Here is a 13,071-nt window from a genome sequence, read left to right as displayed (position 1 = left end):
CCATGCAGCGCGCCCTGGATTTCGACAAAACCCCAGCTTTGGGGGTGCCCCTGCCCTTCTTCCTGAACGTGCCGGCGTTCGCCCTGCTGGCGGGAGCGCTGGCGACCTGGGCGGGTCCGCAGGCGTTCTCGTCCCGCTGGACAGCGCAGGCCCTGGCGCTGACCCATCTGTGGACCCTGGGCATTCTGGGCAGCGCCATGCTGGGCGCGCTGATCCAGATCCTGGCCGTGGCCTGCAACGTGCCCGTCACGCCCGCGCGCGCCGTCGCCCGGACCGTCCATGCCCTGCTGACCCTGGGCACGCTGTCCCTGGCCGCCGGCTTCCTGTGGTGGGCCTCCTGGGCCTGGGTGTCCGCCGTGATCCTGCTGGGCCTGGCCTTCGGCCTCTACCTGGCGGTCCTGGGCCGGGCGCTGTGGAGCCATCGCGCTCAGGTGTACAAGGGCGCGAGAGAGATCCTGGTGCCGGTGCGAGGCGCCCTGCTGGCCCTGGCGCTGACCGTGGCCCTGGGCCTGACCATGGCGGCTACGCTGGGCCTGGGGCTGGGGCTGCCCGAATGGGTGGGCAGCCACGTGCTGTGGGGGCTGCTGGGCTGGGGCGGGCTGCTGCTGATGGGCATGTCCTTCCAGTTGCTGCCGATCTTCCAGTTGACCGAACTCTACCCCAGGCCGCTGGCCCGCTGGCTGCCGCTCTTGATCCCCGGCCTGCTGCTGGCCTGGACGGCGCTGGACGCGAGCACCGGCCTGCCGCGCCTGATGCGCGAAACCGTGGAACTGCTGCTGGCCGGCGCCTACGTCACCTGGATCGCCGTGTCCCTGCACCGTCTGGCGACCCGCAAACGCCCGACGGCCGAGCCCACGACGCTGTTCTGGTTCACCGGCCTGATCAGCCTGCTGGCTTGCGCGCCCGCCTGGGTCTGGCTGCGCCACGGCCACGCCCCCCAGGCCGCCATGGTGCTGGGCGTGCTGCTGATCGTCGGCGGCCTGGGGGCGATCGTCCACGGCATGCTGTACAAGATCGTGCCCTTCCTGCTGTGGAAACACGCCCAGGACGCCATGGTGATCCCATCCCGGGATCCGGGCCAGGCCCGCGTGTACCTGAAGGTCCTGCCGAAGATGGCCGCCTACATTCCGGAACGGCCGGCCCGGCGGCACTGGGCGCTATATGTGCTGATGACGCTGTCCTGGACGCTGGCGGCGGCCGGCTGGACGCCCGCCGGCCGTGCGGCGGGGCCCCTGCTGCTGGCATCCGCGGCGCTGCTGGCCTGGAACCTGGTCCGGGCGCTGCGGTTGTACCGCAAGACGCTGCGGGCGATGGCGGCGCTGCCGCATCATACGGCCGCCTTGCAGGACCCGCCCGATCCCCGCTAGCGGCGGCGACCGCTGCCGGACGCCGTCGAAAATCGGACAATCATACCTTGAAAATCAATACATTACGGAAATTTCATTATTGAAATTTGAACGATCTGATCATCCAGTTTTGAACGTTCTGTACTTTTCACCGTTTAATTTTGAATTTTTCGGATTGATCTAACACGAACGGCTGCTAGCGGCCAGAAGCGGACTTTTGTATGAGCCTAGGGAATTAGGGGCGATTGATTCGAACAGGTCGCTGAGTGCGCGGTGAAGCTTCGTGAGCATTACAATCGGAGTTTCAGGAGAGCAATTTATAAGCTTTGAATAAGGCCGCTGCGTTGAGCGTATCCTCATCTGGATCACTTAATCGCTGCTAGCCATTAAGGGGGCTTGACCTTGCCCTAACTCTCCGGACATATCAGATGCTAAGGCCAACTGGCCTGCGTGCTTGCACTTTGGAGTTTCATTTGGATCTGCCCCTTCCGTTCAACTTGATCGTGAAAGCCGCTTCCTGGGTTTGGCAGCGCGTAACCAAGGTGCTGCTGTACAAGACCTATGTTGGATCGCATCGAAAATGGAATTCTCGTCATCAACTCGGATCGCGGTGGGAGCCATTAGGAAACCACCTAGAGTATTCCTTGAGGCTGGCGCAGCCTACAGATAACAAACCCCACGTTTCTAAGCTTGCCTTAAGATCGACCGGTCAGAGACTGTCAAATGTGGATCTTTATTTCGAGGCCCGTGGCGCTGGCGTCCGCTATCAGGACAAAATATCCGTTTGTGACGTTGACCGAACTCCGATGGTCTGGAGCTTGATAAATGTTCCAGTTCTGGATTTTGTTGGCGGCCTCCGAGAGGAAATAGCATTCTCTGTCGAAGAGGTCAAATTGCGGCAGTGTGTTGTAAGGCTTTCGAGCGGAGAGGCTCTGCCACCTTGCAGTACTATGCGCTCATACCTATCTCAAAGTTGGATCCTGAATGATGAGTGGATGTATCAATGGGGGCATTGGTGGAACTGTAATGCGATAAAGTTTGCTAAGGAAGAAATCGCCATATATTGGCGTTTCTGCTTTGGGCTTCCCAGAAATCGAGTGTATTCGCCTTACGCAACAGGCCCACGCCGCAAACCTGTCATACAGACACTCCTTCGAGGTATTGGGTGGATCATGGCACTACCCCCGCTTGTGACAGCTCAGTTCTGGTTGGCTATCTGGTCAGGGCTGTTTGTGATAGGCCGCGATGATAGGCTCAGCTTCAGGTGGGAAGCAGGTAAGAAGGATGAGGTCGACACTGCTTGACTATCCCGGCGAATTCCGTTGGCGGGAGGCCGCTTGGGGCCTATGTTTGTTGCCGCTGACCCAGCATAGGCAGCAATGGGCTGTGGATTCAACCGGTGGATGCAACATACTAGCAGCTGCATAAGCAGCAGGAGTGTTGCAGATGAAGCAGCGATCTCGAATCTACTACACGGACAGCCAGAAGGCCGTGATGTGGGAACGCCGGCGTAAGGGCGAGTCGCTTCAGCAGATCGCTCAGATGTTTGGTCGAAACCACTCCTCGATCCAACGGATTCTTGCTGAGACTGGTGGCATACAACCAGTGCCAAGGAGCCGATCCCATCTGGCGCTGACGCTAGCCGAGCGCGAGGAGATCTCGCGAGGGCTGATCGCTGGCCATTCAATCCGCTCGATTTCCACAGGCCTCAGGCGAGCACCCTCCACGGTCAGCCGGGAAGTTCATCGTAACGGAGGGCCATCGGACTATCGCGCCAGCCTGGCCGAACAGGCCGCGTGGGACAGGGCGCTTCGCCCCAAGATGTGTAAATTGGCAGACAATCCAAATCTAGCGCACCTTGTGGCTGAGAAGCTCCGATTGCAGTGGTCGCCGGAACAGATCGCTGGATGGCTGAAGTGTGCTCATCCCGACAACGAGGGATATCAGGTGTCACACGAGACCATCTATCGCACGCTCTTTATCCAAACGCGCGGCGCATTGAAGAAGGAGCTGTTGGCGCACTTGCGACGAACTCGAGCCATGCGTCGCTCCCGCCACCATACGCAGAAGACAGACAATCACGGGCGGATCGTCGACGCGGTCTCGATCAGCGAGCGTCCCGCTTCAGCGGAAGATCGAGCAGTTCCAGAGCATTGGGAAGGAGACTTGCTCTTTGGCAGTAGCAACAGCCAGATTGCGACTCTGGTCGAACGCCAGACGCGTTATGTCATGCTGGTGCAGGTGGCAGCCAAGGATACCAAGACGGTGGTCAACGGATTGATCAAGAATGCTCGACAACTGCCACGGGAACTCTATAAGTTGCTTACCTGGGATCGAGGCAAGGAGCTGGCTGATCACAAGCGATTCACACTGGTCACAGATATCAAGGTCTATTTCTGTGATCCACAGAACCCCTGGCAACGTGGGACAAATGAAAACACCAACGGTCTTGTGCGACAGTACCTGCCAAAGGGAGTCGATCCATCCGATTACTCACAGGCCAAGCTCAATGCGATTGCGCGGCGACTGAATGAGCGTCCGAGAAAAACCCTAAACTACGAGACACCGGCACAACGGTTCAAGCAGACCGTTGCATCCACCGGTTGAATCCACAGCCAGAAGCGGACAGTCGACAACGCAGGCTTGACCGTTGGCGATCTTCTGGATCATAAACGGTACCGATTCGGGCCGTTTCTGTCTTGCTCCATACGATATTCTAAGGTTTCTCGTTCCCACGTTGTATCACAGATCTCTGTGTTAAATTGAAAATCCCCGGTATATAACAAGTTAGGTATTTTCGCTATGCCCAGTGACGACCCCAAATTTATTCGTGATGAGAGTGTACTTTTGAATGAGTGCGCCCGAATCGGCCCAACTGGTATTAGCGTATTAAATGTCGGCCGAGCAAATTTCGCCATCACTTACTCAACTAGTTTCTGTGAGTTGGTTGCAGGCCTCCTGCTGCTCTACAAAAAACATGGAATCAACAACCCAACCTCTAGACTATCTGAGAAATTTCTCAGTCTAAAAATTAGCTCATGTCGCGATGCAGAAATGAGCTACGAGCGGGTTGAGTACATGCTGAATCACAGCGTATCCAAACTTGAAAAAACCAGTACCTATCGCGTTCTTAACCGACTTACAAAATTCAAGTGCCCAGTTTGTGGAAAGTGGAGAAGAGGGCTTGAACAACATATCAAAGATGCACACCCCTAGCCCATTAATCAGACCTAACCTGTCACTCAAGCGGCAGTCCGCTCTAGGTCGGATCCGGTCGGTCGGCTTTTGACTACAATCGGCCAGAAGCCGACGGCCGTAGTTTGATTGCAAGAGACTAGAAAGTCGGAAGAGCTAGAAGCGAGCGCTCCGATAGACCCATTTCGCTGAACGCAATCTACAAATACTGTTTTCCCACGAATCCGCTATGTCACCACTCATTTCGATTGCTCCAACACTGCCAGAAGATACGGTGCTCTACAGAACGATGGACTTCTTCAGTGCAGCAGCAATGTGCTCAAGTATGACGCTAATGTTCTCCCGCGCGGATACGTTTAGTGATAGGAACGAGGGAATCGATAGGCTGCTCACCCAGCTTGAGTTGACTCAACCAGGTAGCGGCTGCGGGATGGGATGGTCTGATGCAGAAACTGCTCGTCGGATGCATGACAGGGTTAAGCAAAGTCACTATATCAGTTGCTGGTCCCGAAATGCCGAGTCTGTCGCGATGTGGGCGCTCTACTCTCCTGATCATTGCTCGGTACGTGTGTCAACAACAGTCTCGAAACTACTTCCAGCTGTAGAGAACCTTGCCTCGAAGTACTCGTTGCTGCGACTGAACTCGTCGGATCTCGGTAAGCGTGTAGCGGTTGCAGTTATGGGAAGTATTGAGCCTGTGACGTACGAAAATCTTGCAGACATCTCACACAGAATTGGTAGGCGTGCCAAGGCCAGGCAGCGCCTTGATGAGCGTTACGAGCGGATGGGTCGTGAACGACCCAGTCTTACAGAAATTAATCCCCGTTATTGGGAGCGTGAAGAACAGCGTCGATTCTCTGACGTACGTACAACGTGTAGATTGAAGGATGCCAGTTTTAGCCATGAAGCCGAGGTGCGGCTGAGTGTGAGAATTGGGGAAGAGACCTTCTCGGCAAACATGCTGGATGACCAGGCGATGTTTGAGCCAACACATCAGTACCACAGCCTACTCAAAGAAAATTTTCGGTTTTGGGGCTGGATATCTACAGTCCAGATTCCAGAGCACGAGTTTGTAAACTGCTCGGTTAATCTAGTCGAATCAGTTGCTATCGATCCTCGTTGTCCACCGCACAAGGCTCACTTCATGGCCACTTGGTTCCGGGAGCGAGGGATTCGAGTAGTCAACTCGACTTGTTTTGGGTACCTGCCCAACACATTTCCCGCATTTCCAGATAAGTGATGCTTATCTGACGTGAATTGAACAGAGTGTCCGAAATTGCCTTCCCCCATATCAGACGCCGACCTGCGTCCGCTTCGGGTCGGAAGCAGCCATTTATGACTGCCCGCATCCGACCCATTGCGGCCGTTGGCCCGTTAAAGCAGCAGTCTAAGTCGCGGTAGGCCGCGATGCCCTAAGGTCAACAATCAAGAACGCCACCGCGATTTCACGGTGGTCGACACGATAAGTTGCGATATACCCGCTTGTCTCGTAATCGGGGGGCCCTAGAGATTCACAGCGAAGGTATGCGAGACCGGGAGGAACCTCGTTTTCGAGCATTTCTTCGACATAATCGAGAAGCAGTTTGATCTCCTTCGCGTACGAGTAAATGGCGAGGAAATAGATGTCGCAGACACCGTATGTCAACAGTCTGTCGAAATGCTCCTTGATATTAGTCTGCTTAACTCCAGAACAGACGAGCGCCTCATAGATGGCTATTTCCTGACCAGACACCCTGATAACGGCATCTCGTTCGCCGGGATTGCCGTTTGCAGTTGCTCCGCCGAGCGCCTGATCGGCCACATCCCACTTCGCCACTACAAGCGAAGCCCCCAGCACCTCTCGGACAGCAGTGTTGAGATCGTCCTCAAACCTAGCCTCGTCTTCAGCATTTTTTCGATCTCGAAGCATAGCCGCCATATGTTGAAGCGCAGCAACGGCACGTGAGACTTGCCGTATGAGATAGCCTCGAACTCCGCGGCCAAGTGGACCGAGTATGTCACCGACCTGCGACGGCGGAAGCTCGGTCAACTGTTGCAAGGAGGCCCGGATGGACTGAACCGGATCGACAACAACCGATGCTGAAGCAACACTAGATGCACCGTCACCAGCTTGGAGATCGTTCTTGAGCGCAATAAGCTGTTCGTCAGTACCAAACTCGGTGATGGCTGCATCCAATATCGCCATCGCCTCACCCCGTAACCCCATCGCGGACTTTGCAAGCACGGTTATGAGTTCGAGGTTTGAGCTGCGCCTATCCTGACGACGTGCAGCCACACTTTCCAATGCATCCTCAGGCCTTTGCAAGGCCAGCATGAGCAGCGCGCGGTTGGCGAGAAAGGTGTTACTAGCTAGATTCTTGTCCGCAGTGACTGCGGCATTGATTTCTGCAAGCAGCCCCTCGCCGGTCACCTTGTCTGCGCCTGTCAATGGATGAAGGGATGGCCTCAGAAGCTGCTGAATGGCAACCGCGAAGGCGTTCTCCTTATATGCAGCCGCTGCACCGGGGCTCGCTGCAAGGCGCTGCAGTACGAGTCGAGCCTCTGCTAGATTACCGCCTGGACGCAACAGTTGGGAGGTCGCCCGGTAGAAGTCCAATTGGTCGCGCGCCTGTCGCGCCGTGGGTGCATCCAGCTCCGATGGGATGATCGCGGCATCGAGTGCAGTCCAGTTCCCCTCCTTCAGAAACAGTCGGAGCTCAAGGCCAAAAAAGCCAAGCCGAAACTGCGAAGGCGCGCAGTCTAATTTCTGCTGAGTTTCATCCAGATGCTCCCGGGCAAGTCCGTATTCGCCTGCGACCAACAAGGACTCGATACGGTGCTGTAGCTCCGGCCAGGTCCAAGGCGTCGAAGCTTCTCCCGGTTTCAGTTGCCGCAGCCTTTTTTGGATATCAGGCTTCGCCTCGGCGGGCAGGTTCTGGCAAAGCTCGGCAAGAAGCACCGGGTCATCGGATTGAGCAAGCGCCTGCAGCATGGTTTCCTTACAGTTGCTGTCCAGCCGCCGCCATGCAGCCGCGAGGTCTTGGGCTGGCGACCCCTCTTCATGTGAAAGGTAATAGCGGCTTGGGCTGTACCTGTCCGTGAGGGCCCCGACACGGCCTTTTTCGTCATGCTCAATGACACTACGCGAAATGAGCGTATGCAGAGCACGGAAAAGTTCCGTCGGTATGTCGGCGTCAGGCCAACCGGCCACGGCGCGTGCAAGCAACCGTACGTGCCCCCTCAATGTTCTAGCAATAGAGGAGTGCAGGGAAGGTCTTTCCTTTTCTGGCACCTCTCTCAAAAGCTTTGCGCTATCGAATGGCACTAGCAGCGCATCGCGGTCGGATACCGTTTGTGTGAATGCGGTCGCGACGAGTCGCGCAGCCAACTCTGCGGACAAGCTGGATGCGTCGGTCCAATCCAGGTTTAGGTCGCGTGCAAATTTTGAATACAGTGCGACGATTGGCACAAGGTCGACCTCGGTCGCGCCAGAAAGGAAGCACAGTCCGTGAAGCACTCCCGCAAAGCGCGCCCGGGGCACGTTATTCTGGTAAGCCATCTGGCCTACGAGACACTGCAGCACTACGGACTGAAGCTCTTCCTTTTCTTTTGCGACCATCCTGAGAAGCTGTTGACCAACGGTCCTCCGTGAATCTGCAACGCCCCTCTGACCCCCGGCGCCTCCGTCATAGCACCACGTAATCAAAGACGCGCATTCTTCGAAGTCAAGTATGCCATTATCCAAGTGGTAAGCTAGGAACGATAGTGCGTCTTGGACTGCAAATGCTTTAGTCTGTGCGTCACGGCTCACATTACGGTCAGTATCCCGTCCGGACTTCGACTTCCACTCGATGACCAATTTGGCAGCTAGACTGGCAGCACGCGAGTGCATCAGCATGTCTACCAAGAGCGTGGGCACGGTATCGACTCGCAACAAGAGCTGCTGAAATGCCATTGGATGATCGGCTGCGAACGATATAACAGTCGCCACCACGGCCGTGATGCTCGGCCCAGTATCGGTTTTCTCAAGTTCGGAGCAAAGCAGGCCAAATGCAAAGCTGACCGTGCTCACGCCGAGCCGTGTCATCATGAGATGTTCAACCTCTGGCCAATTCAGCCAGTCGGCTCGAAATACCAATGTCCGCGGCGTTGCCGTTCTCGGCGCTCCGCCATACCGCAGTTGATCCCGTGGAATCGCAAGTGTCTTTTCGAGAACGTCGGCATAACGCTCGGCGTCGTTGTTCCAAGTGCCCCAAAGGGTTTGGCGCTCAAGGACTCGGAGTGCAGCCTCACGGCAATACTGCCTCTCAGTGTGCCCCCAGCCAATGTCCCATCTGCAGATATTGCCAAGGACATCACACCACGCAGACCATTCCAAGAAGGCTCGGTCAACAGTTTCGGCATCAGCGTCCAGCAATGTCGGCGAGCCACGGGCCTCATCCTCAGCAGGAGTCGCTGCCTGAATTGTGTTGTTGCCATTGTCCTTGGCGTGAGGCTGCGACTTCGGACACAGTCGTTCCCACAGCCGGCCTGCAAGCCAGTCAGGGTCCTTAGTAGGAATGTGCGAGCCGAGCCAGCCTTCAGCCACTATCTTGGCGGCGAGATCTTGAGCAGCCGGAGGCGGCGTATCAGTCCTCGCAACAAGCCGGGGCTTGCAAAGCCCCATCAAAAAGGTCTTTGTGCTTGGGCTCGGGTAGGTAATATACGAGAACGTGCCTACAGGTGGGCGCTGCATCACCCAACGGCCGCCGTCGAAGAACACCCAGCCAAAATGCACGAGGTCAGCGAACGTTGGACCTCCGTCAGAAATGCGCTCCTTCGATTCGTCCCAAGCCTTGGCTACGTCCGCAGCGTCACCTGGATACTCCAATCGATAGTGCTCGCACAGGTCGAGTAGACTCAGTTCGTCGACCATTGCGTCAGATTCGGAGACGAAACGCGGTTGACGCAATCGCGGCAACCAGCGATCGAACATCTGCCGCAATTCGAAGCGCACCATCAGCGGTGTCCGCATGCCTTTAGGCAGACGCACATCTTCGAATCCTGACACGGCTCCCCCTTTCTAGTTCCCCGGCAATGCATTTTACGAAAGAAGCAACCGTGCATGGCAAATCGCAGGCTGCACAAACGGCGGGGGGCATCTAGGCGTTAGGCATCCCCGGACTATAAAGTCTGGACCGGAGATCAATTCGAAGACGATATCGCCGTTAGACCTCAGGCCAGGAGGGTAGACGTGTGCAAAGCCGCCAGATGTCTTGCCGACAGTTTGGTTCTGTAGAACAATTTGCCGGAGCTCCTGCTTTGTGTATTCGCTGTGCAGACGGTATCGCAGGCTCTGCAACTGCCGGGATTGCAAGGTTGGGGCATAGTAGTTTTCCCCGATCTTCACGATGGCGTGGCCATACTCTTTGGCGTCACCTTGCGCAACAAAGCAAAGGACATGCGCTCAGCAAGATCGAAGTTTGTCACTGCAAGTGCAGCATTACCAAAACACTAATTCGGTGTACAGCAATCGACTTGGGCGAATTTCTTTAACCCCTACGGCGCCAAGGGAGTAATGGTGAGAAGCCTAGGTGTTTCATATGGTTGCCGGAAAGTGCCTGTTCCATGCTCGACTCAAAGAGTACGGCCTGGCTAGGCTACTAAAAACCAGTCGGTCGTAACGGGGCTGTCAGAAATTCCGTGTTTGAGACGGGTTGAGCATTACACGGAAATGCGGGCTGAATCGATCCTCATAGAGGATGGCGAATTGATTCATGGCCTGCTCCCAGTCATGGGCGGATCGGCTCCATTTTGCCGTGATGTTGCGCAGCGCCAGCCGGCGGGCCTGTCGTGACCGACCGCTCCTGGCCGAAAGAAGCCAACAGGGAATCACCCGCGATACGCCCTCAACCCCTCGACATCCAGCACCGTGAATTCCCGCCCGCGCACCCGGATCAGGCCGCGTTCGCTGAGTTCGCGCAAAATGCGGGAAAAGTGTTCCGGCGTCAGATTCAGGCGCGAGGCGATGATGGACTTGCTGATTTCGATGCGAAACGGCTGCCCGGCCTCGCCGGGCCACGAACGCAGCAAAAAGGCGATCAGCCGCTGGGCGCCGGTGTGCAGGGTGTATGCCTCCACGTCGCCCATCAGGCTGTAGAGCCGTCGGCTCAAGCCCGCCAGCATCTTGCGGGCCACGCCGGGATGGCGGTCGATCTGCTCGAACAGGACATCGCGCCCGACGTGCAGCAGCAGCGTGTCGCGCAGCGCCTCGGCCGTGACGATGTAGTTCTGGCCCATGAACATCAGGGCCTCGCCAAAACCATCGCCAGGCCCGATCAGGCGCACCACCCGCTCGACCCCGGAGGCCGACACGAACACCAGCTTGACCTGGCCGTAGACCACCACGTGGAAGCCCACGCAGGGATCGCCCCGATGAAAGATGATCTCGCCGCGGCGCGCCGAAATCTCGCTGGTCCCCAGGACGATCGGCTCCAGCTCGGCCACCGGCAGTTCATTGAACAAGGGCACCTGGGCCAGCAGATCCCGGATGCGTCCGTGGCGCGGCGCATCGTCGCCCGCCCGGGCCGGACCACGCGGCGCCTCCGGGTTGCTAGAATCCGGATCATGATCCGCGCCTTGTACACCGTGCTGGGCACACTGGCCCTGGCGCTGGGCGTGCTGGGGATCTTTCTGCCCCTGCTGCCCACCACGCCCTTCCTGCTGCTGGCCGCGTTCTGCTATATGCGCGGTTCGCGGCGTTTGCATGTCTGGCTGATGTCCCATCGTGTCCTGGGTCCGTATATTCGCGACTTTCAATCGGGGCGCGGCATCCCCTTGCGCAGCAAATGCGTGGCGCTGGCCCTGATGTGGCCGTCCCTGGCGATATCGGCCTGGATCATGCCCGTGCCCTGGGCCCGCTGGCTGCTGCTGGTTCCCGGCATCGGCGTCACGATCTACCTGTGGCGCCTGCCGACGCGTCCCCGCGACGGCCAGCCGGAATCCGACGATCAGATCAATTTCGAATAAGTCGCCACGCGGGGGCGGCGCACGTACTGGTCGAACAGCATGGCAAAGGCGCGCACGAAGACCCGGCCGCGGGGCTGCACACGCACGCCCCGTTCGTCGATTTCCAGCAGGCCGGCATCCGCATACGGCTGCAAGCGCGCCAGTTCATCGGCGAAACAGGCCTGGAAAGACCGCCCGTGACGATCCTCGAATGCGGCGAAATCCAGCGGCATGCTGCACATCAGCGTCATGATCACTTCCCGCCGGATGACGTCGTCGGGACTGAGATCAAAGCCCTTGGCGGTCGGCAGTTCCCCCCGGTCCAGCACGGCGCGATAGGCGTTCAGGGAATGATGGTTCTGCACGTAGGCATCGCCGATCTTGCCGATGGCGGAAATGCCGAAGCCCACCAGATCGCACTCGGCCCGCGTCGTATATCCCTGGAAATTGCGGTGCAGGCTGCGGTCCAGCCGCGCCCGGTTCAATTCATCGTCGGGCTTGGCGAAGTGATCCAGGCCGATGTAGACGTAGCCTGCCGCCAGCAGCCGGCGCACCGACATCAGGAAGATCTGCAGCCGGGTGTCGGCCGACGGCAGGTCCTCGGCATGGATCAGGCGTTGCGACTTGAAGCGGTCGGGCAAGTGCGCGTAGTTGTACAGCGCGATGCGATCCGGCGACAGTTCGATCAGTTGGTCCAGCGTCCGGCTGAAACTGTCCAGCGTCTGTTTGGGCAGTCCGTAGATCAGATCGGCGTTGATGGATTGGAAGCCATTGTCGCGGCTGGCCTGCAGGGCGGTGCGCACCATGTCGTAAGGCTGGATGCGGTTGACGGCGGCCTGGACCTGCGGATCGAAATCCTGCACGCCGAAGCTGGTGCGGTTGAAGCCCAGACCCGCCAGCATGACCAGGGAATCCGGCGTCACGGTGCGCGGGTCGATCTCGACCCCCAGTTCGGCATCGGGCGTGAAATCGAAATGGCGGCGGACATGGTCCATCAGCGAGGTCAATTCCGCCGCGCTCAGGAACGTCGGGGTGCCGCCCCCCAGATGCAGCTGGATCGTCTGCCGCGCCGCGCCCAGGTGCGAGCTGACCAGATCCATTTCCCGGAACAGGATGTCCAGATATTCGGCCGACCGGCTGTGGTCCTGGGTGATGATCTTGTTGCAGCCGCAAAAATAGCACAGCGACTCACAGAAAGGCAGATGCACGTACACCGACAAAGGCGCCGGCCGCGCGGAGCTCGCCCGCCGCGCCAGATGCGCCTGGTAGGACGAGGCTGGATAGTCCCGCTGAAAGCGGTCCGCCGTGGGGTAGGACGTATACCGGGGGCCGGACTGATCGAAGCGGCGAATCAGCGCCTCGGAAACTTCCAGGTCCGGAAAGGCAATGGTCTGCTCGGCGAGGGAGGCTTGCGCCTGCACGGGCGCGCCGGGATGACGGGCGGTGTCGGGGGTGTTCATGCGGTACGCTCCTGAAGCCGGGCCCAGGACCTCCTGGCCCTGGATCAACAGGCTTCATTGTCCTGTATCGAAAGACATTGTCATGCGAAATGCGCGCATCCGGC

The 13,071-nt window shown here is 58.1% G+C and carries 7 protein-coding genes; 4 read left to right on the top strand and 3 right to left on the bottom strand.

What is annotated here, in order from left to right; translation table 11 throughout:
* Positions 1-2: 2 nt before the first annotated feature.
* The 3 genes from WBG56_RS01715 (at position 3) to WBG56_RS01705 (ending at position 5,781) form a co-directional block, all read left to right on the top strand.
* Positions 3-1,367, top strand: coding sequence for a hypothetical protein (locus WBG56_RS01715; RefSeq protein WP_424264820.1), 1,365 nt, complete (start codon positions 3-5; stop codon positions 1,365-1,367).
* Positions 1,368-2,792: 1,425 nt separating this feature from the next.
* Complete coding sequence (locus tag WBG56_RS01710) at positions 2,793-3,953, top strand: IS30 family transposase (protein ID WP_424264819.1); 1,161 nt, start codon at positions 2,793-2,795, stop codon at positions 3,951-3,953.
* Positions 3,954-4,770: 817 nt separating this feature from the next.
* Entirely contained in the window at positions 4,771-5,781 is a 1,011-nt protein-coding gene (locus tag WBG56_RS01705; RefSeq protein ID WP_424264818.1) for a hypothetical protein, read from the top strand.
* A 147-nt stretch (positions 5,782-5,928) separates the two neighbouring features.
* Here WBG56_RS01705 and WBG56_RS01700 read toward each other — a convergent pair whose 3' ends face one another.
* Together WBG56_RS01700 and WBG56_RS01695 are read right to left on the bottom strand one after the other, a co-directional pair.
* A complete protein-coding gene (locus WBG56_RS01700) occupies positions 5,929-9,570 on the bottom strand; it encodes a hypothetical protein (RefSeq protein ID WP_424264817.1) in 3,642 nt (1,213 codons plus the stop codon).
* Between the two features lie 821 nt (positions 9,571-10,391).
* A complete protein-coding gene (locus WBG56_RS01695) occupies positions 10,392-11,024 on the bottom strand; it encodes a Crp/Fnr family transcriptional regulator (protein ID WP_424264816.1) in 633 nt (210 codons plus the stop codon).
* Between the two features lie 102 nt (positions 11,025-11,126).
* Between WBG56_RS01695 and WBG56_RS01690 the strand changes: the two genes are divergently transcribed.
* Positions 11,127-11,528 carry a YbaN family protein gene (locus WBG56_RS01690; protein WP_424264815.1) on the top strand — a complete coding sequence of 134 codons (402 nt, stop codon included), beginning with the start codon at positions 11,127-11,129 and terminating at the stop codon, positions 11,526-11,528.
* Here WBG56_RS01690 and hemN read toward each other — a convergent pair.
* Complete coding sequence (gene hemN / locus WBG56_RS01685; protein WP_424264814.1) at positions 11,510-12,967, bottom strand: oxygen-independent coproporphyrinogen III oxidase; 1,458 nt, start codon at positions 12,965-12,967, stop codon at positions 11,510-11,512. The genes WBG56_RS01690 and hemN overlap by 19 nt on opposite strands.
* Positions 12,968-13,071 lie beyond the last annotated feature (104 nt).

The sequence above is a fragment of the Castellaniella sp. genome, assembly GCF_049671645.1.
Taxonomy (GTDB): domain Bacteria; phylum Pseudomonadota; class Gammaproteobacteria; order Burkholderiales; family Burkholderiaceae_B; genus Castellaniella.
Note: the sequence above shows the minus strand (reverse complement) of the source record. Positions and strands in the feature narration are given on the sequence as shown.